This is a genomic window from Lichenifustis flavocetrariae (assembly GCF_026130545.1).
GTDB classification, from domain to species: domain Bacteria; phylum Pseudomonadota; class Alphaproteobacteria; order Rhizobiales; family Beijerinckiaceae; genus Lichenihabitans; species Lichenihabitans flavocetrariae.
In genome coordinates, this window is sequence record NZ_JAMOIM010000001.1 from 489,303 (window position 1) to 508,171 (window position 18,869).

General features: G+C 62.2%; 18 protein-coding genes. 2 read left to right on the forward strand and 16 right to left on the reverse strand.

From position 1 onward, the window contains the following. Positions 1 to 3 precede the first annotated feature (3 nt). Complete coding sequence (locus M8523_RS02235) at positions 4 to 1,485, forward strand: L,D-transpeptidase family protein (RefSeq protein WP_282583180.1); 1,482 nt, start codon at positions 4 to 6, stop codon at positions 1,483 to 1,485. Positions 1,486 to 1,696: 211 nt separating this feature from the next. Here the strand turns inward: M8523_RS02235 and pheT are convergent, their stop codons facing one another. The 16 genes from pheT to M8523_RS02315 all read right to left on the reverse strand — a co-directional run bounded on the left by pheT (position 1,697) and on the right by M8523_RS02315 (position 17,146). Further along, positions 1,697 to 4,129 carry a phenylalanine--tRNA ligase subunit beta gene (gene pheT, locus M8523_RS02240; RefSeq protein ID WP_282583181.1) on the reverse strand — a complete coding sequence of 811 codons (2,433 nt, stop codon included), beginning with the start codon at positions 4,127 to 4,129 and terminating at the stop codon, positions 1,697 to 1,699. 41 nt (positions 4,130 to 4,170) lie between these two features. Beyond that, on the reverse strand, positions 4,171 to 5,253 hold the full coding sequence (gene pheS, locus M8523_RS02245) for a phenylalanine--tRNA ligase subunit alpha (protein WP_282583182.1): 1,083 nt from the start codon (positions 5,251 to 5,253) through the stop codon (positions 4,171 to 4,173). A 181-nt stretch (positions 5,254 to 5,434) separates the two neighbouring features. Then, the gene (rplT, locus tag M8523_RS02250; protein ID WP_282583183.1) at positions 5,435 to 5,818 is read right to left on the reverse strand and encodes a 50S ribosomal protein L20; all 384 of its coding nucleotides are present in this window, start codon (positions 5,816 to 5,818) and stop codon (positions 5,435 to 5,437) included. 39 nt (positions 5,819 to 5,857) lie between these two features. Then, complete coding sequence (gene rpmI, locus M8523_RS02255) at positions 5,858 to 6,058, reverse strand: 50S ribosomal protein L35 (protein WP_282583184.1); 201 nt, start codon at positions 6,056 to 6,058, stop codon at positions 5,858 to 5,860. A gap of 223 nt (positions 6,059 to 6,281) precedes the next feature. Further along, complete coding sequence (locus M8523_RS02260; protein WP_282583185.1) at positions 6,282 to 6,980, reverse strand: DUF2934 domain-containing protein; 699 nt, start codon at positions 6,978 to 6,980, stop codon at positions 6,282 to 6,284. Beyond that, complete coding sequence (locus M8523_RS02265) at positions 6,977 to 7,240, reverse strand: hypothetical protein (protein ID WP_282583186.1); 264 nt, start codon at positions 7,238 to 7,240, stop codon at positions 6,977 to 6,979. Before M8523_RS02265 ends, M8523_RS02260 begins: the two co-directional genes overlap by 4 nt. A gap of 107 nt (positions 7,241 to 7,347) precedes the next feature. Then, the gene (locus tag M8523_RS02270; RefSeq protein WP_282583187.1) at positions 7,348 to 7,836 is read right to left on the reverse strand and encodes an MmcB family DNA repair protein; all 489 of its coding nucleotides are present in this window, start codon (positions 7,834 to 7,836) and stop codon (positions 7,348 to 7,350) included. Positions 7,837 to 7,994: 158 nt separating this feature from the next. Further along, positions 7,995 to 8,927, reverse strand: a complete 933-nt coding sequence (locus M8523_RS02275; RefSeq protein WP_282583188.1) for a sugar-binding protein — start codon at positions 8,925 to 8,927, stop codon at positions 7,995 to 7,997. 71 nt (positions 8,928 to 8,998) lie between these two features. Further along, positions 8,999 to 10,033 (reverse strand): ABC transporter permease, encoded by a 1,035-nt coding sequence (locus M8523_RS02280; RefSeq protein WP_282583189.1) that lies wholly within the window; start codon positions 10,031 to 10,033, stop codon positions 8,999 to 9,001. Beyond that, positions 10,033 to 10,806 (reverse strand): ATP-binding cassette domain-containing protein, encoded by a 774-nt coding sequence (locus M8523_RS02285; protein WP_282583190.1) that lies wholly within the window; start codon positions 10,804 to 10,806, stop codon positions 10,033 to 10,035. The genes M8523_RS02280 and M8523_RS02285 overlap by 1 nt, the downstream gene beginning before the upstream one ends. A 249-nt stretch (positions 10,807 to 11,055) precedes the next feature. After that, positions 11,056 to 11,370: a DUF1476 domain-containing protein gene (locus tag M8523_RS02290; RefSeq protein WP_282583191.1), complete on the reverse strand. Its 315-nt coding sequence runs from the start codon at positions 11,368 to 11,370 to the stop codon at positions 11,056 to 11,058. 202 nt (positions 11,371 to 11,572) lie between these two features. Continuing rightward, positions 11,573 to 12,544 carry a dipeptide ABC transporter ATP-binding protein gene (locus M8523_RS02295; protein ID WP_282583192.1) on the reverse strand — a complete coding sequence of 324 codons (972 nt, stop codon included), beginning with the start codon at positions 12,542 to 12,544 and terminating at the stop codon, positions 11,573 to 11,575. Continuing rightward, complete coding sequence (locus M8523_RS02300; RefSeq protein ID WP_282583193.1) at positions 12,541 to 13,545, reverse strand: ABC transporter ATP-binding protein; 1,005 nt, start codon at positions 13,543 to 13,545, stop codon at positions 12,541 to 12,543. The genes M8523_RS02295 and M8523_RS02300 overlap by 4 nt, the downstream gene beginning before the upstream one ends. After that, positions 13,545 to 14,465 (reverse strand): ABC transporter permease subunit, encoded by a 921-nt coding sequence (locus M8523_RS02305; RefSeq protein WP_282583194.1) that lies wholly within the window; start codon positions 14,463 to 14,465, stop codon positions 13,545 to 13,547. The genes M8523_RS02300 and M8523_RS02305 overlap by 1 nt, the downstream gene beginning before the upstream one ends. Continuing rightward, positions 14,455 to 15,468 carry an ABC transporter permease subunit gene (locus M8523_RS02310; protein WP_282583195.1) on the reverse strand — a complete coding sequence of 338 codons (1,014 nt, stop codon included), beginning with the start codon at positions 15,466 to 15,468 and terminating at the stop codon, positions 14,455 to 14,457. The genes M8523_RS02305 and M8523_RS02310 overlap by 11 nt, the downstream gene beginning before the upstream one ends. A gap of 76 nt (positions 15,469 to 15,544) precedes the next feature. Continuing rightward, complete coding sequence (locus M8523_RS02315; RefSeq protein ID WP_282583196.1) at positions 15,545 to 17,146, reverse strand: ABC transporter substrate-binding protein; 1,602 nt, start codon at positions 17,144 to 17,146, stop codon at positions 15,545 to 15,547. Positions 17,147 to 17,361: 215 nt separating this feature from the next. Here M8523_RS02315 and ahcY point away from each other — a divergent pair, with 215 nt between their 5' ends. Continuing rightward, positions 17,362 to 18,789, forward strand: a complete 1,428-nt coding sequence (gene ahcY, locus M8523_RS02320) for an adenosylhomocysteinase (protein WP_282583197.1) — start codon at positions 17,362 to 17,364, stop codon at positions 18,787 to 18,789. The last annotated feature ends 80 nt before the right edge of the window (positions 18,790 to 18,869 follow it).

Sequence of the window (18,869 nt, forward strand, 5' to 3'; positions counted from 1 at the left end):
CGTATGGCGCTTCGCCGCTCCGTAAAACTTCTTTCGGCCATGGCCATCATTGTTGCGTCAGCGGGCCTTCTCGCTGGCTGCGACAGCCCCACCGAAAGCAGCTCCGGCTATCGCGCCTTCGCGCCGCTCTCCCCTGAGCTTCTCGCGTCCATGCGCGCCAAGGACACGGATCAGAACGCGCCGATGTTGATCCGCGCCTATAAGAAGGAAGCGGAATTCGAGGTTTGGAAGAAGAAGAGGGATGGGAAATACGCCCTCCTGAAGACCTATCCGATGTGCCGTTGGTCCGGCCAGCTCGGGCCCAAGAAGACTGAAGGGGATCGCCAGGTTCCCGAGGGCTTCTATACGATCACGCCGGGTCAGATGAACCCGAATTCGCACTACTATCTGTCGTTCAACGTCGGCTATCCGAATGCTTACGATCGAGCGAACGGCAGGCAGGGCGGCTCCATCATGGTGCACGGAATCTGTTCTTCCGCCGGCTGCTTCTCGATGACCGACAAGCAGATCGAGGAGATCTATGCGGTGGCGCGCGAGTCGTTCGCGGGTGGCCAGCGTGAGATCCAGATGCAGAGCTTTCCGTTCCGGATGACGGCCGAGAATATGGCCAAGCTTCGGCTCGACCCGAACATGCCCTTCTGGCGCGAAATCAAGAAGGGCGCCGACTACTTCGACGTAACCAAGTTGGAAACGCCGGTCGGGGTCTGCGCGAAGCATTACGTCTTCGGTACGCCGAAGGCGGGCCGCTTCGATGCGTTTTCTCCGTGCCCGCCCCTGAAGACCGACAAAGACACGGATGCCGCCATTGCGGCCAAGGCTGCAGCGGACGACCGGGAAGTTGCCGAACTCATCGGCAAGGGTGTGAAGCCGGTCAAGATCGTCTACGCCGACGGCGGCCAGAACCCCGAGTTCGCGCACCGGGTCGCGGAAGTCAGCCGTCCGGACGCTCTCGCGGCAGGTGCATCCGAGATCGCACTCGATGATAGCTCAAAGGCGAAGTCGGCTGTCGTGCAGGTCGTCGCGGCGAAATCGAAGGCGCTGGTGGCTGTCGCTCAGTCTGCACCGGCTGCCGCCCAGGCTGCGCCAGCAGCCCTGAAAGTCGCCGATGCGACCCCGACGGGTTCGATCTCTCCGGGAGGTGACTCAGTGGTTCCGGCGACGTTCACGGCAGCGCCTTCGGCCTATGCCAGGGAAGAGCCGAAAACCGGCACGGAGGGGTTTTTTAAGAAGTGGCTGAACCTTGGATCCAGCGAGACCCCGGAAGCGACGCCCGCCATCGCGGCTCAGCCCACCGTGATCGCGCCGACATCTGACAAGAAGCCTGCGCCGAAGCATATCATCGCCAAGAACACCCACGTGAAGCCTGTGCCGGTCTCGTCACCGGCTCAGACTGCGAAACCGGAGCAACTCTCCAGCGCGGCAACCCCTTTGTTGAAGGTTGCGGCTGGGGTGACCGGAGACACGGCTTCGGCGCAGACTCGCTGACCTCGTCGGGGTACCCTCGCGCACTGTGTTGTTGCACAAATCTTCGGTTGCGTGACAGCGCGCGCCCTGGGACGGAAATCGTCGGCCAGGCTCGCTATCAGCTTATAGCTTCGCCGATTTCGATCTTGAGACGTCTGCCCGTCGAGTCCTCTCCTGTCGTATCGCTTGGCTGGAGGACCCCGAAGACCGGGGGCTCAACACGACCGGTGCGCTATCCGCGCAGCACGGCTCCCGTCTTCTTGCCAACTTCCTCGACGATGCGCCGGCCGAGCGATTCGAGATCCGCTTCTGTGAGGGTCCGCTCGCGCGGCTGAAGGGTCGCGGCAATGCCGATCGACTTCTTGCCCTCAGGCACGCCCGCGCCCTCATAGACATCGAAGACCGCGAGCCGCGTGATCAGCGCGCGGTCTGCCGCTTGGGCAGCCTTGAGGATATCGGCTGCCTGAACGCCACGGTCTACCACAAAGGCGAAATCGCGTTCGACCGGCATGAGCTCGGGAAGATCGAGCTTCCCCTTGACCTTGGTCGGCTTGGCTTTCGGCTGGGGCAGTGTGTCGAGGACAATCTCGAAACAGGCCATCGGGCCTTCCGCGTCGAACGCATCGAGGATGGTGGGATGGAGTTCACCGAAATGGCCGATGACGGCTTTCGGTCCGAACTGCAACGTTCCGGAGCGGCCCGGATGGAAGTAGGATGGTCCACCCGCGACGATTTGAAGACCGCCTGTCGCCACACCGAGCGACGTCAGCAAGTTCAAGGCGTCAGCCTTGGCATCGAAGACGCCGGCGCGATCGGTCTTCTCGCCCCACTGCCGACCCGCGCCCGCCACTCTGGCGGTGCCCTGCCGCAGACCGGCAGCGGCGACACGTTGGTCGTTCTCGCCCGCACCGAGAAAGATCTGCCCGACCTCGAAAAGCGCCGCATCGCTCATGCCGCGCCGGGCGTTGCGTTCCGCTGCTGCGATGAGTCCGGGCAGCAGGCTCGGTCGCATATCGCTGAGGTCGGCCGCGATCGGGTTGGCCAGAGCAAGCTCTTCGCGGCCGCCACCGAACAGCAGGGCTCGCTCCCTTGACACGAAGGACCAGGTAACGGCTTCCAGCAGCCCGCAGCTGGCCAGCGTACGCTTGGCGAGCCGGGCTCGCTTCTGCAGCAGTGTGAGCACGGGACGGGGGACGGAAGGCGTCGGGCGTGCAAGCGGTACAGGCGCAACCTGGTCGAGACCGGCCAGCCGCACCACCTCCTCCACAAGGTCAGCCTTGCCGTGCACATCGGGGCGCCAGGATGGCACGCGGACGAAGACGCGATTGTTGTCGCCCTCATCGCTCGAAAGCTCGAAGCCGAGCCGTTCCAGACTGCGGGCCATTTCGGATTGCGGCAGCTCGAGCCCCGTTAGACGCGCGACCTCGCTCCATGGAAAGACGATGCGACGATCCGGCTGCGGCACGGCGCCGGCCAGTGCGTGTTCCGAAGGCGTGCCGCCGCACAGGTCGACCACCATGGCGGTCGCGAGGTCCAGCCCGGGAACGCAGAAGGCCGGATCGACACCGCGCTCGAACCGATAGCGTGCATCCGTGTTGATGCCGAGTTTGCGCCCGGTGCGCGCAATCATGAGCGCATCCCAGAGAGCGCTCTCGATCAGGACATCCGTGGTGCTCTCGTCGCAACCCGAGGCTTCGCCGCCCATGATCCCGGCAATGGATTCCGGGCCCCGCTCGTCGGCGATGACCAACACGTCGGTGTCGAGCGCGTAGCTGCGCCCGTCCAGTGCCGTCAGGGCCTCGCCCGCCCGCCCGCGACGCACGACAAGATCGCCCGCCACTTTCGCGGCATCGAACACGTGGAGCGGCCGCCCGCGGTCGAAGGTCAGATAATTGGTGATATCGACGAGCGCATTGATGGGCCGCAGGCCAATGGACACGAGGCGCCTGCGCAGCCACTCGGGTGAGGGACCGTTCTTCACACCACGCACGCGCCGCAGCGCGAAGGCGGGGGCGAGATGGCTGTCAGCGTCGGCCAGATCCAATCGCGCGGTGACACCGGGCGCGCCCCGACCGGCCACCGGCGTAACAGCGCCCCTCCGCAGCGTGCCGAGACCTGCCGCAGCCAGATCGCGGGCGATGCCGTAGACGCTGGCGGCATCGGGCCGGTTTGGCGTGAGATTGATCTCGATCACCGGATCGTCGAGACCTGCATAGGCCGCATAGGCGGCGCCGATGGGCGCATCGAGCGGGAGATCGATGATGCCGTCGTGATCGGTCGAGAGTTCGAGTTCGGCCTCCGAGCAAAGCATGCCCTTCGAGTCGACCCCGCGAATGACGCCCTCGCCGATCGTGATGTCCTTGCCCGGAATATAGGTGCCGGGGGGCGAAAAGACCGAGACCATGCCGGTTCGGGCGTTGGGTGCTCCGCACACGACCTGCACCGGCGCGCCTTTCCCGGTGTCCACCATGCAGACACGCAAACGATCGGCGTTCGGATGCTGTGTTGCCTCGATCACGCGAGCAATCGTGAACGCCGCGAGGCGCGCGCCGGGATCCTCGACCCGCTCGACCTCAAGGCCGATGCGCGTGAGGGTTTCGACGATCTCGTCGAGAGCCGCGGTGGTGTCGAGGTGCTCTTTGAGCCAGGAAAGGGTGAATTTCATTCACTCAGCCAAAAAGTCGGAAGTTCGGAAAGCGGAGTTCGTCACCCTGTGAGACCACCCGCCAACGTCGGGATGTCCAATGGCCGGAACCCGTAATGTTTCAGCCAACGCACGTCGGCCTCGAAGAAAGGTCGCAGGTCGGGCATGCCGTATTTCAGCATGGCGATGCGATCGATGCCCATGCCCCACGCAAAGCCCTGGTACTCGTCAGGATCGATGTTGCAGTGGCGCAGCACGTTCGGATGCACCATGCCGCAGCCGAGGATCTCCAGCCAATCGTTCCCCTCGCCGAAGCGGATCTCGCCGCCCTGACGCGAGCATTGGATGTCGACTTCCATCGAGGGCTCGGTGAAGGGGAAGAACGAGGGGCGAAATCGCATCTTCACCTGGTCGACCTCGAAGAAGGCCCTACAGAACTCCTGCAGCACCCATTTGAGATTGGCGAGATTGGCGGTCCTGTCGATCACGAGACCCTCGACCTGATGAAACATCGGCGTGTGGGTCTGATCGGAATCGCACCGGTAGGTGCGCCCGGGGCAGATGACCCGGATGGGTGGCGCCTTTCCGAGCATGGTGCGGATCTGAACCGGACTCGTATGCGTGCGCAGGAGCTTCCGTTCCCCTTGAGCGTCCGGCTTGAAGAAGAACGTATCGTGCATCTCCCGGGCCGGGTGGCCTTCGGGAAAATTCAGGGCCGTGAAGTTATAGAAATCGGTTTCGACATCCGGGCCCTCGGCGATGGAAAAGCCCATATCCGCGAAGATCGCGGTGAGCTCGTCCATAACTTGGGTGATCGGATGGATACGCCCGAGGGTGACCGCCTCGTCCCGAACCGGCAGTGTCACGTCGACAGCTTCGCGCTGCAGGCGCTCGGTCAGGGCCGCGGCCCTGAGCCGGTCCCTCTTGCTGGCGAGCGTCGCCGAAACGGCGTCTTTCAGCGTGTTGATCGCGGCGCCGCGTAGTTTGCGCTCGTCGGGCGACATCTTGCCGAGCGTCGCCAACAAGGCCGACACGGAGCCTTTTTTCCCGAGGGCCGACACGCGCACGGCCTCAAGAGCCGCCTCGGTGGCGGCTGCCTCGATCTCGATCGCGATGCTTTTTTCGAGTTCGATTGTGTCGGTCATGATCCGTCCCGATGGTCCGGGACCATTCTCTCGCGGTGACAGGAGAAGGCGCTCCTCACCTCGGTGAGGGTCGATGAGGGAGACCATGACCTCAGGACCGGGGGTCCCCTCATCCATCACGGCCAGGCCGTGCCACCTTCTCCCGCAAGGCGGAAGAAGAGATCCCGTTGCAGGTTTAGCCCTAGGCGGCCTTGGCGGTTTCGGTCTGAGCGGGAAGAGCTGCCTTCACCTTGTCGACGATCGCCTTGAAAGCCTCGGGCTCATGGATGGCGATTTCCGACAGCACCTTGCGGTCGATCTCGATGCCAGCCCTGGACAGGCCATCGATGAAGCGGCTGTAGGTCAGTTCGTATTCACGGACAGCGGCGTTGATGCGCTGGATCCAGAGCGCACGGAACGTGCGCTTCTTGTTCTTGCGATCGCGATAGGCATATTGCATCGATTTCTCGACGGCCTGCTTGGCGATGCGAATTGTATTCTTGCGACGACCATAAAAGCCTTTGGCTTGGTCGAGGACTTTCTTGTGCTTGGCGTGCGAAGTGACGCCGCGTTTGACACGTGCCATGGTCTAAAATTCCAGATCAGAGAGAAGGGGAAAGCGCGATCAGCTGTTGGGAAGAAAGAACCTGATGATGTTGTCACCATCGGTCTTGAACAGCACATCGGTTCCGCGGTGATTGCGGATCTGCTTGTTGGTCCTCTTGATCATGCCATGACGCTTGCCGGCCTGCTGGTATTTGACCTTGCCGGTTCCGGTGATCTTAAAGCGCTTCTTCGCGCCTGACTTGGTTTTCAGCTTGGGCATTTGGCTCTCCATAACGTGCAGGCCCGCACCCTGGAGGACGCAGGCCCAAATTACTCAACAAAGTCGAGCGTTCGAACCGCCACGGCAGCCCTGATGAGCCGGACGGTTCGCGAGGAGAGGCTTATAGGCGGAAGGGCGACCAAAACGCAACCGCCTTTGTAGCTTCGAAGCGCGGCGAGGGTACGTTTTGGCGTGGGCGGTCACGTCCGACAAAGAACGGCTGTTACTGAGTTTTTTCTTTCGCAGAAGCCGCCGGCTTCTTCGCGGCGCGCCCTGGTTTCACGATCTCGGGTTTTGCAGCCTCGGGCATGCTTGCGGTCTTGGGTTGAGCCGCAGCGGCAGGAGGCATCGGGTCCGGCTTGGCCTGCTTAATCGAACTCTTCGGTGACGCAGCCTTCGGCGCGGCGTCACCTTTGGTCGGCTTCGCGGACGCCCTTTTGGGCTGTGGCGGTATGCCGGGCTGATCGGAGATCGGCACCTCGGCCTTAATCGAACTCTTCGGTGACGCAGCCTTCGGCGCGGCGTCACCTTTGGTCGGCTTCGCGGACGCCCTTTTGGGCTGTGGCGGTATGCCGGGCTGATCGGAGATCGGCACCTCGGCCTTGGGCATTCGCCCCTTTTTACCCGACGGCGTCGCGGTGAGGTCTGGCTCCCGGTCCGTGCTGGTCAGAAGGTTTTCACCCTGGTCGGTCAGGTTCGGAAAATCGGCCAAGTTGCGGAGAGCCTCTTCGGCTTCCTCGATCGGTTCCTCGGCTCCGGTATCGCGCGGAAGAAGCGTGTCTTTCTGGCTGTCTTCGATCGCGATGATCTCGCGGGCTTGATCCCAATGATCTTGGTCACGACCGTGTGGGCGGCCCTCGGCCTCCCACAGTTCATGCGCCTTCTTGCTAATGCGGTCGAAATCCGGGTCTTGCGCCATCATAAACTCCCAGGTGTATCCAAGGGCAGGTCTTCAGCTTGATGGCGCACCTCTTCGTCGGTGTCGTCCAGGCCGTCGACAGTTTCGTCGGGAAGATCAGGGCGGCTCTTCTCCGCTTCCGCGAGGTTTTCGTCCAAGTCATCCGTAGGAATGTTGGATGTCATGCCGCCCACGACGCCGCTGGGCTCGTTGTCGGGATTGCTGAGCGGGCCTTGGCCGCCGCGATCGAAAACCGGCAATTGTTTGTCCGCTGCACGCGTCATCTCTGGCCTCCTTATCTGTTGCTCCGTTCCGAAGCAACGTTCGCCATCAATGCAGGTTCCGAACCTGCCCGATGAGGGCGAAAAAGCCACAAGTCCAAGATGATGGATCAGAACAATCCCTGCTGGTCGGACCAGCCTTCAGGGTCGCCAAGACGATGGAGTCGGTGGGCGGCGGCCTGTCCGAATCGGATGAACATCGCACGCCGTGTGGCGGCAGCGAGGCGTCTCTCGACGGCCTCGCGAATAATCTCGGCCCCATAGGCGTCCGCGACGATCAATCCCGCTTCCTCCGGCATCAGAGCCGCCGGGACGACCGAGGGAATCGCGAAAAGAAGACGATCGCAATGGGCCTGATAAAACCGCCACTTGGTGTCGGCCTTGTAGTCGGCCACAGAGGATTTCACCTCGACGATCGTGATGGTGCCGTCGTCCCCCAAGGCGACAATATCCGCACGTCGACCATCAGCGAGCGGCAGTTCGGTCACGGTGGCGTAACCATGCGCCCGCAACAACCTGCGGGTTCCACGCGCTACCGCCCGCGCCGTTTCGGATTGGCGGCCATCATCGGGGAACTGAAATTCGGTTTGCGCCAGCACTCGCACGTCGATGCCTTCAACTGAGTCGAATCAGTTTAGCGGAAGGCGAACTCGGGATGGAAGTGGAAGCGCAAAGTCTTGCCACTGGCATAGACTTTATAGCCCGGCGACCCTCTCTCCGACTGAGGAGAGAGGGCGCCTTCGCGCGAATGAAGCGATTATTTCAGGAACTTGTCGACATTGTCCTTCGTGACGACGTCCAGCCCCGCGATCGTGACAGGGTCGACTTTCTCGCCCTTTTTCAAAGCCAGCAGGATGTCCATCGCCTTCTGGCCCATCTCGTAAGGTCGTTGGCCGACCAGCACCTGAGCGTAGCCCTCCTTGAGGGTCTGCAACTCCACCGGCAGCGTGTCGGGCATCACCAGCGGGAACTTGCCGGCCTTGACCTTGTCCATATTGGCATCGACGAAGCTTTTATAGGCCTTGGGGGCGAACAAGGCCCAGCCGCCGACCGGGATGATGGCGCCAATGTCAGGGTTCGCCGTGGCGAAATCCGCCAATTGCTGGGCCGCCAAGGCCGCATCGTCATTGCAGAAGGCAGGCGAGCCCTTGACTTCTGTCCAGCCCGCGCCTTTCAGCCCTTCGTAAAGGCCCGCGAGCCGATCGTTGAGGTTGGCCGCGGCGGGACCGCCCGATTGCGTTGCAAAGGTGCTGGGCTGCGGATGCACCTTGATGAGCTGGCGGGCGAGTTCGCGGCCCATTTCCTTGTTGTCGGTGCCGACATAGGCCTGTCGGGCCGATTTGTCGGCGTCGGCATCGAAGGTGATGACCGGAATGCCGGCCTCGCGCGCCTGTTTGATCACGCCGATCACCGAATCGGCATCCGCTACCGAGATCGCGATCCCGTCCACGCCCTGTGTGATGAAATCCTGCATGATCTGGACTTCGGTCGCCGGCTCGTGTGTGGCCGGACCCTTGTAGATGCAAGTCACGCCGAGCTTCTTGGCTTCGTCCATGCAGCCGTCGCGCGACAGGTCGAAATACGGATTGTCCATCCCCTTGGGGATCAAAGCGAATTTGTAGGCGTCGGCCGCATGGGCCGCCGACATCAGGGTTACGGCCGCGACGGCCGCCAGCAATAGGCTTTTCAAGGTCGTTCCCTCACATTGGTCCGTTATGTGCCGTTCCGGATGGACCCCGTCCGGAACGGAATTGATGTGGGCTATTCGGCCTCGCGCGTTCGCAGACGATCGACGAGGACAGCCAGGATGATGATCGTGCCCACGAAAACCTGCTCCCAGTAGGTGTCGGCACCGAAGAGCGCGAGGCCATTGCGGATCACCTCGATCAGTGCGGCGCCGATCACAGCCCCGACCGGGCCGCCGACGCCGCCGGCGAGATCGGCGCCGCCGATCACCGAGGCCGCGATGATCTTCAGCTCGTAGCCGGTGGCGAGATTGGCGGGAGCTGAGCCAAGCCAACCGGCAATCAAGATGCCGGCAAACCCCGCGCTCATGGCGCAGAGGATGTAGACCGAAATCTTCACGCGAGAGACTGCGACACCCGTCAATTGCGCGGCGCGCTCGTTGCCGCCGAGAACGAAGACATAGCGTCCCCAGCGCGTCTGCCGCAGCGCCACCCCCATGACCACAGCAAGAACGAGAAGGTAGACCAGCGGCACCGGAAGGCCGAACAGCTTGCCATCGGTCAACGAGTAGAACGTGTCGACCTGTGGGCCGGCCGGCGCCTGGCCACGCCCCTGCGTGATCACGTAGGTGGCGCCCCGGCAGATCGACAGCATGCCAAGCGTGGTGACAAAGGGCGACAGCCGGATCTTCGAAATCAGCAGGCCGTTGACAAGCCCGACCAGGGCCGACACCAGCAAGCCGCCCAACACGGCCAGCGTGATGCCGAGATAGGGAATACTGGCCACGAAGGTCGTGGCGAAGAATTTCATCAGGATCACGGTGAGCACGGCGACCAAAGCCATGACCGATCCGACGGACAGGTCGATGCCGCCTGTAATGATCACCAGAGTCGAGCCGAGCGCCACAATGGCGATATAGCTGAAGTTCTTGGAGGTATTGAGCAGGTTCCCATAGGAGAGGAAGTTGTGCGTGAAGACCGCCACCAGCACGGTGATCAGCACGAAGGCGACCGCTACATAAGCTGTCTGGCTCGCAAAGGCGCCGCGCCGGTACCAGCGGGCCTCCCCGACATTGCCAAATGAGACAGGGCCGGCCACATTCTCTGACATCAGGCGAATTCCTTTGCGCCGGTGATCAGGGCGGTCACTTCTTCCGGGCTCGACTGGCTGACCAGCTTGTCGGCGCGCTTTTCGCCGCGCCGGAGCACCACCACCCGATCGCAGACCGAGAACACGTCGGGCATGCGATGGGAGATCAGGATCACGGCGACGCCCTGATCGCGCAGGCGGCGGATCAGGTCGAGCACCTCAGCCACCTGCCGCACCGAGATTGCCGCTGTGGGCTCATCCATCAGGATCAGCTTGGCATTGGCGAGGCGCGTACGGGCGATGGCGACCGCCTGGCGCTGCCCTCCCGACATCTGTTTGACGAGATCCTTGGGCCGCGTTTCGGATTTCAGCTCGTTGAAGAGTTCGAGGGCCCGCGCGTTCATGGCCCGATGATCGAGAAAACGGAACGGCCCGACCTTGCGAAGGATCTCGCGGCCCAAAAACACATTGGCGGCCGCACTGACATTGTTGGACAGGGCGAGGTCCTGGTAGACGACTTCGATTCCCGCCGCACGTGCGTCGAGCGGGCGGTCGAAACGATGTTCGGCCCCATCGAAGCGGATCGTGCCATGCGTCGGATGAAAGTTGCCGGCGATGATCTTGACGAGCGTGGACTTACCCGCGCCGTTGTCACCCATCAGCCCGACGACGTCGCCCGGATTGATGGTGAGATCGATACCGGACAGCGCCCGGATCGCCCCGAACTCCTTGCCGATGCCCGATAATTGCAGAACCGGCGTATGGTCCCGCGATGCAAGCGCAGATGCACTCACCCTCCCTCCCAATTGTTCTCTTATACTTGGACCGCAGTGTAGGAGGCGGCCTCGTCAAAATGCAACAGCATTCACGGATAAGAGGCTGAGAAGAGGACTGCGCGAGATAGGGGCAACGTCTTCAGTGTTTGGACACTGGCCCCGGTGTGAAGCAACTTGACCGCAAGCGTGTCGAAGCACGCAAGCGCTTCCGGGTTTAGCGATCCGCGATGGGAGCAGCGGCTCCGAACGACATGCCGATAGATCGGCTTAGCTGAAGCTGCGTTCTGCTTCCGTGGTAAACAGGTCCATCTGGGCGCGGACTTGCTCGTAGGAGATTGCGAAGCCCACCATGGCGAGGTCCGTTCCCACCCGCTTGACAACGGCTTCATCCATGCCGGCTTCGACAGCAACGGCAATAATCGTCTCCAGATAGCTATTCGCATCCACTTCAGAGAGCTTCATCATCTCCGCCGCCCACTTCGCCAGAGCCTTGTTGCGGCGCGCCCGAACCCTGAAGCGCATCGCTTCCTCGTGGACGAACATGGTTTCGAAGGCTTGCTGCCGACGGGCGAGAAACGACATGGGCACTCTCCGGGAAAACCGCCCAACGCGGCGGTGATTTCCAAGAGTGACACCAACCATTTGATTGAGAACGAAAAAAACAGGTGAGTTTGAGGAGTGCGGCTTAAGTCTTGCTGAAGGTCAATCCCGGATGAAGGGATCGAGAACAGTTCGCGCCCCGACATCAAACCAATGGGCACCAAGCTGGTCGAAGACGGGCGGGTTAGGACGCCGGCACCGCCCAACAGGCCACCTCGCGTCCGTGCTTGAGCTCGAGGGGTGGTTCGGCGACGCGGCACTTGTCGAAGGCGAGTGGACAGCGGGTGTTGAACACGCATCCGGACGGCGGATTGAAGGGCGAGGGCAACTCCCCTTTGAGGACGATGCGCTCGCGCCGTGCGGCTGGATCGGTGGTGGGCGTCGCAGAGAGAAGAGCACGAGTGTAGGGATGTTGGGGCGCACCGAAGAGCGCATCGCGCGTGCCGATCTCCACCACATGGCCAAGGTAGATCACCATGACCCGGTCCGCGATATGCTGCACGACCGAGAGATCGTGCGAGACGAACACATAGGCGAGCTTCAATTCATCCTGCAGGTCTGCCAAGAGATTGAGCACCTGAGCCCGCACTGAAACATCGAGCGCCGAGACTGGTTCGTCCAAGACCAGGATGCGGGGCCGGAGCATCAGGGCGCGCGCGATGGCGATACGCTGGCGCTGCCCGCCGGAGAACATATGCGGATATCGGGCTGCATATTCCGGGCGCAGGCCGACTTTCGCCATCACGTCGCGCACGGCGGCTTTGCGGTCCGGCGCCGCCATATCGCTCGACACGATCAGTGGTTCTTCGAGCGCGGCCCCGATCGTCTGCCTTGGATTCAACGAACCGTACGGGTTTTGAAACACCATCTGAATGTCGCGGCGGAGCGCCTTGCTGTCGCTGCGTGTTCTTGTGGCGACGTCGCGCCCGTCGATGGTCAGGACGCCGCCGGTCGGGGTTTCGATCAGCGTCAGCAAACGGGCAAGTGTCGATTTGCCGGAGCCGGATTCGCCGACCACCGCCAAAGTCTCGCCCGCCTGAAGCTCGAAGCTCACGCCGGCCAAGGCCTTGACGGTTGCGGTCCCGCCGAAGACGCCGCGCTTCGTCGTGTAGTCGCGTCGCAAGTCCTGAGCCTGGAGCAGGGGCGCGACGCTCATGCGGGAACTCCGGTCTCGGTGAGCACGAGCGGCGTCGGCCGGCCGTGGACGAGCGGGATATGACAGAGGGCCCGTCCCAATGATGCGTCGGCAGCAACAGGGGCGTGCGTGCGGCAATAATCGAACGCGAACTGGCAGCGCGGCGCGAAGACGCAGCCGGCCGGCCGGTCGAACTGGCCCGGGACGACACCCGGAATGGCCGGCAGACGCCGGCCGGTCGCCCGCTCGGGCAGGGCCGCCAACAAGGCTTCGGTGTAGGGATGATGTCGGTCGGAGAAGAGTGCGTCGGTAGTGTTCGACTCGACTTCGCGGCCGGCATAATGCACCTGCACGCGCGTTGCGGTTTCGGCGACTACGCCCATGTCGTGGGTGATGAGGACGAGACCCATGCCGGTCTCGTGCCGGAGCGACAGCAGCAGATCCAGAATCTGCGCCTGAATCGTCACGTCGAGCGCCGTTGTCGGCTCGTCGGCGATCAGCAACTTGGGCCGACAGGCGATCGCCATGGCGATCATCACGCGCTGGCTCATTCCGCCCGACAATTGATGCGGGAACACCTTGAGGCGTCGGGCCGGGTCGGGGATACCGACCTGTGCCAGGAGATCGACAGCACGCGCGCGCCGCTCGGTTCGTCCAAGGCCGAGATGGGCCTTCATGGCCTCCTCGATCTGAAAGCCGACCGTGTAGCACGGGTTCAGCGAGGACATCGGCTCCTGAAAGATCATCGCCATGTCCTTGCCGACGATCTTGCGGCGCTGCTTGGCCGACAAGGCACGCAGGTCCGTGCCGTCGAAGGTCATCCGGTCCGCCGTGACGGTCGCGCTCCAGGGCAGAAGGCCCATGATGGCCAGCATGGCGACCGACTTGCCTGAGCCGGATTCGCCGACGATGGACAGGACCTCGTTGGGATCGACGCTGATATCGATGCTGTCGACGGCACGAAACCGACCGGTTCGGGTCGCGAAATCGACCGACAGATTGCGGATGTCGAGGAGCGCCATCAGCTTGTTCGCATCTTGGGATCGAGCGCGTCGCGCAGGCCGTCGCCCATCAGATTGATGGCCACGACGGTGATCAGGATCGCGAGCCCCGGCAGCGTCACGATCCAGGGGTCCGAGCGGATGAACTCCCGCGAATCGGCCAGCATCGATCCCCATTCCGGGGTCGGAGGCTGCGCTCCCAAGCCAAGAAAGCCGAGCGCCGCCGCCTCGAGAATGGCGTCGGAGACGCCGAGCGCGGCTTGGATCACCAGCGGAGCCAGACAATTGGGCAGAACGCTCGACAACATCAATCGTATCGGGCCGACGCCCGCGACTTTGGCGGCCACAACATAGTCTTTCTGCATTTCGGACGCGGCCGAGGCGCGAACCAGGCGGACGTAGCGGGGTAGATAGACGATCGTCACAGCCACGATCGTGTTGATCAGGCTGGGGCCCAGGATCGCCACGGCCAGGATGGCCAGCACCAGGTCGGGCACCGACATGATGAGATCCATCACGCGCGTAATCACGATATCGACCAGGGAGCCAAAATAAGCGGCCAGTAGTCCGAGCAGGACGCCCACCACGAACGAGACCGTCATCACGGCCACACCGATAAAGAGGGACACCCGCGCCCCATAGATCAAGCGGGACAGCATATCCCGCCCCACGCCGTCCGTGCCGAGGGCAAAGCGCCAGTTGCCGCCGGCCCAGACCGGCGGTGCCTTTACGGCGTCGCGGAACTGTTCGATCGGAGAATGTGGTGCCACCAAAGGCGCGAATACGGCCAGCCCGACCACGATCAGGACGATCACGAGGCCGACGACCGCACCCTTGTTCTGGCGAAACGAATACCAGAAAGCCGCGAAAGGTCCGGGCGGTGCCCGCAGAGTGGCGGGTACTTCGTCGATCGAGACGATGCTGCTCATCTCAGCCGCCATGCCGAATCCTCGGATTGATGGCGCCGTAGGTCACGTCGACCAAAAGATTGACGAAGATTACCACGACCGAAATCAGCATGATGCCGCCCTGCAGGGCCGGATAATCGCGCCGCGAGATGCCGTCGATCAGATAATGGCCGACACCCGGCCAGGAGAAGATCGTCTCGGTCAGCACGGCACCGGCCAGCAATGACCCCGTCATCAATCCGATCACGGTCGTCACGGGAATGAGCGCGTTGCGCAAGGCGTGGATCCCGATGACCCGAAACGGCGATAGGCCCTTGGCGCGAGCGGTCCGCACATAATCCTCGTTCAACACTTCGAGCATCGACGACCGCGTCATCCGGGCCACCACGGCGAGCGGGATCGTGCCAAGCACGATCGCCGGCAGAACGAGATGGCGCACGGCATCGAGAAAAGCGCCCGGCTCGTCCGATAGGAGCGAGTCGATCAGCATGAATCCGGTCGGTGTGTCGTAGTCGAACCGAATAAGGTCGATGCGGCCGCCCACCGGCGCCCAGCCGAGCCGCTCGGCGAACAACATGACGAGGAGCAGGCCCCACCAGAAAATCGGCATGGAATAGCCCGTGACGGACAGGCTCATCAGGATCTGGTCGGTCCACGAGCCCCGTTTTACGGCCGCGATCACGCCCGTCGGAATGCCGATCAGGATCGCGAGCGCCATCGCCACGAGCGAAAGCTCCACCGTGGCCGGGAAGAGCGTCATGAACTCCGTGAGCACACTTCCACTCGTCGAGAGCGAGGTGCCGAAATTTCCGTGCAGGAGGCCCCATCCATAATCCAGGAACTGCTTCCAGACCGGTTGATCGAGCCCGAGCTGATGTCGCAGCAGGGCCAGCCGCTCGGGCGTGATGCCATGCTCTCCAACCCTGGCCTCGACCGGGTCACCCGGCACGAGCCGGATCGCCACGAAGGTCAGAAACGTCAGGGCGATGAACGTCGGGATCGTCAAAACGATCCGGCGAAGAAAGAAGCCGATCACGCTGCGTGATCCACTTCAGTGACGGCCGAGCGGCGAGCGCCCGGCCGGAAGAGTTCGAGCTTGAACACCAAGCGCATTATTTCAGGGATACGCCGTCGAACTGGTTGCGCCCAAGCGGGCTCATCTTGAAGTCGATCACTTCCTTGCGCACGGGCTCGTACTGCAGCGAATGCGCGATGTTGAGCACCGGCTCTTGATCGTGCTGGATCACCTGCATGTCGCTATAGAGCTTCTTGCGCTGATCGAGCTCCGTCACCTGGCGGGCTTGCGCGAGCTTGTCGTTGAAATCCTTGTCGCACCACTTGGCGATGTTGCTCGCGGCAGGCTTGGTGCCGTCGCATCCCAGGAAGAAGAAGAAATTGTCCGGGTCGCCGTTGTCGCCGGTCCAGCCGAACAGGGCCGTGGTGGCTTCGCCATTCTGAATGCGCTTGCGATACTCGCCCCACTCGTAGGTCACGAGCTTGGCGTTGACCCCGACCTTCGCGAGATCGGACTGCATCATCTCGGCCATGCGCTTGGCATCGGGGTTGTACGGGCGCTGTACCGGCATGTACCACAGGTCGATATCGATCGACCCTGACACGCCCGCACTCTTCAACATGGCTTTCGCCTTCTCGGGATCGAACGTGTAGTCGACCACGCTGTCGTCATAGGCCCACATGGTTGGCGGAATCAGGTTCTTGGCCATCTGTCCGGCTTGGCCATAGACCTGGGTCAGGATCGCTTTCCGGTCGATCGCCATGCTGAGTGCCTGTCGCACCTCCTTCTTGTCGAAGGGAGGTTTCGTGGCGTTGAACGCGAGATAGCCGATATTGAGGCCTGGCTGGGTCAGGACATTGATATTGGCGTCCTTCTGCAGCTCCGGAATGTCGGCGGGGCGGGGCAGCGGAGAGACTTGGCATTCACCGGTCTTCAGCTTGGAAATGCGGGCCGTCGGATCGGGCGTGATGGCATAGACGAGGTCATCGATGGCGGGCTTGCCGCCCCAATAGTCGGGGTTGGCTTTGAAGCGGATGACAGCATCTTTCTGATAGGCGGAGAACACGAAGGGACCCGTGCCGACCGGTACCTGATCGAACTGCTCCGGCTTGCCTTTTTTCATCAGGTAGTCGGCATATTCGGCCGATTGGATCGTGGCGAAGTCCATCGCCAGATTCGCCAGGATGGCGACATTCGGCTGGCTCAGCGTCATCACGATCGTGTGGTCGTCCGTTTTCTTGATGTCCTTCAGGATCGTGGGCATGTCCATGTCGTTGTAGTAATCGTACTTGCCGCCCGAGACCTTGAAGTAGGGGTTTTTCTCGTCGAATTGGCGCTGAAACGAAAACAAGACGTCGTCGGCGTTGAAGTCGCGCGTCGGCTTGAATTCCTTGGTGGCACCGAATTTCACGCCCTGGCGCAGTTTGAACGTAATGGTCTTACCATCCGGCCCGATGGTCCAGCTTTCGGCGAGACCCGGCTTCAGGTTCGTCGACCCGCGCTCGAATTCCACCAGCTGATCGAAGACAGGGCGAGCCGCGTCGAGGCTCGTCCCAGTGGTGTTGATGGCGGGCGTAAAATTCTCGGGCGAACCTTCCGAACAATACACCAAGGTCTTGGCCGAGGCTGCGGTCGACCCCAACAGCAAAGCCGCCAAGCCAAGCCCGACTGCGGCACGGAATAGTGTCAACGCGTTCATCAACAACCCTTCTCTCGAACCGAATGCTCACGGCCCGTAGGCCGCAAGGCCTACACGGAGGCATCGAACCGTCTTTCTGGAACCGTTGCAAACAATATTCCAAAAGGCGCATTAGAACTACACAGGACAGAAACACATAAGGATTTGCTTATATGTTTATTGCGACCTCTGGCCCGACCTGATATGGCAGCTACAGGCATTTTGAGGAATTTATGATGACCCAGGCACGTCCCACCGATCCGACTGGCAAGCATGACTACGTGGTCGCCGACATCGCGCTCTCGGACTGGGGTCGCAAGGAACTAACGATCGCGGAGACCGAGATGCCAGGCTTGATGGCGGTCCGGCGTGAGTTTGGCGCGGACCAGCCGCTCAAGGGCGCCCGGATCGCCGGCTCGTTGCACATGACCATCCAGACGGGCGTCCTGATCGAGACCCTGAAGGCGCTCGGGGCAGACGTGCGCTGGGCCTCCTGCAACATCTATTCGACGCAGGATCATGCGGCCGCCGCGATCGCCGCGACCGGCACGCCCGTGTTCGCCATCAAGGGCGAGAGCCTCGTCGATTATTGGGACTACACGCACCGCATCTTCGAATGGGCCGACGGCGGCACCCCGAACATGATCCTCGATGACGGCGGCGACGCGACGCTGCTGATCCACCTCGGCATTCGGGCCGAGGGCGGCGATACGGCTTTCCTCGACAAGGCCACCAACGAGGAAGAGGAGGTCCTGTTCGCCGCCATCAAGAAGCGTCTCGGATCGCAGCACGGCTGGTACGGTCGGGTCGGTAAAGCCATCAAGGGCGTGACGGAGGAGACCACCACGGGGGTGCACCGCCTCTACATCATGGCCAAGGAAGGCAAACTGCTTTTCCCCGCCATCAACGTCAACGATTCGGTCACGAAATCGAAGTTCGACAACCTCTACGGTTGCCGTGAATCACTCGTCGACGGCATCCGTCGCGGCACGGACGTCATGATGGCCGGCAAGGTCGCGATGGTCGCGGGTTTCGGCGATGTCGGCAAGGGCTCGGCCGCTTCGCTCCGCAACGCCGGCTGCCGCGTCATGGTGTCGGAAGTCGACCCGATCTGCGCCCTGCAGGCCGCCATGGAGGGTTATGAGGTGACCACGATGGAGGACGCTGCCAAGCGTGCCGACATCTTCGTGACCGCGACCGGCAATGTCGACGTCATCACGGTCGATCACATGCGGGCCATGAAGGACCGGGCGATCGTCTGCAACATCGGTCACTTCGATTCCGAGATCCAGGTGGCAGGTCTGAAGAACTTCAAGTGGCACAATGTGAAGCCGCAGGTCGACGAGGTCGAGTTCGTCGACGGCAAGCGCATCATCCTTCTGTCGGAAGGCCGCTTGGTGAACCTCGGCAATGCCACAGGTCATCCCTCCTTCGTGATGTCGGCGTCCTTCACGAACCAGACGCTTGCTCAGATCGAACTCTGGACCAAGCCAGGTCACTACAAGAACCAAGTCTATACCCTGCCGAAGCATCTCGACGAGAAGGTCGCGGCCCTGCATCTCGACAAGATCGGTGTCAAGCTGACGACGCTGACGGGTGCCCAGGCGGACTATCTTGGCCTCGCCAAGACCGGACCATTCAAGCCCGAGTCCTATCGGTACTGACGCTTCACTTTTAACCGTTGCACGAAAAGCACCCCCGGCTCGTCAGCACGAGCCGGGGGTGCTTCGTTTTATGTCAAGAT

Excerpts from the sequence above, each read along its gene's own strand:
- pheS (WP_282583182.1), bottom strand. The coding sequence starts at position 5,253 with ATGACCGACACAATCGAACTCGAAAAAAGCATCGCGATCGAGATCGAG.
- M8523_RS02290 (WP_282583191.1), bottom strand. The coding sequence starts at position 11,370 with ATGTCGTTTCTCGCCCGTCGGCAGCAAGCCTTCGAAACCATGTTCGTC.
- pheT (WP_282583181.1), bottom strand. The coding sequence starts at position 4,129 with ATGAAATTCACCCTTTCCTGGCTCAAAGAGCACCTCGACACCACCGCG.
- M8523_RS02260 (WP_282583185.1), bottom strand. The coding sequence starts at position 6,980 with ATGATGGCGCAAGACCCGGATTTCGACCGCATTAGCAAGAAGGCGCAT.
- rplT (WP_282583183.1), bottom strand. The coding sequence starts at position 5,818 with ATGGCACGTGTCAAACGCGGCGTCACTTCGCACGCCAAGCACAAGAAA.
- M8523_RS02280 (WP_282583189.1), bottom strand. The coding sequence starts at position 10,033 with ATGTCAGAGAATGTGGCCGGCCCTGTCTCATTTGGCAATGTCGGGGAG.
- M8523_RS02300 (WP_282583193.1), bottom strand. The coding sequence starts at position 13,545 with ATGGCGCTCCTCGACATCCGCAATCTGTCGGTCGATTTCGCGACCCGA.
- M8523_RS02305 (WP_282583194.1), bottom strand. The coding sequence starts at position 14,465 with ATGGCGGCTGAGATGAGCAGCATCGTCTCGATCGACGAAGTACCCGCC.
- M8523_RS02315 (WP_282583196.1), bottom strand. The coding sequence starts at position 17,146 with ATGAACGCGTTGACACTATTCCGTGCCGCAGTCGGGCTTGGCTTGGCG.
- M8523_RS02295 (WP_282583192.1), bottom strand. The coding sequence starts at position 12,544 with ATGAGCGTCGCGCCCCTGCTCCAGGCTCAGGACTTGCGACGCGACTAC.
- M8523_RS02235 (WP_282583180.1), top strand. The coding sequence starts at position 4 with ATGGCGCTTCGCCGCTCCGTAAAACTTCTTTCGGCCATGGCCATCATT.
- M8523_RS02265 (WP_282583186.1), bottom strand. The coding sequence starts at position 7,240 with ATGACGCGTGCAGCGGACAAACAATTGCCGGTTTTCGATCGCGGCGGC.
- rpmI (WP_282583184.1), bottom strand. The coding sequence starts at position 6,058 with ATGCCCAAGCTGAAAACCAAGTCAGGCGCGAAGAAGCGCTTTAAGATC.
- ahcY (WP_282583197.1), top strand. The coding sequence starts at position 17,362 with ATGACCCAGGCACGTCCCACCGATCCGACTGGCAAGCATGACTACGTG.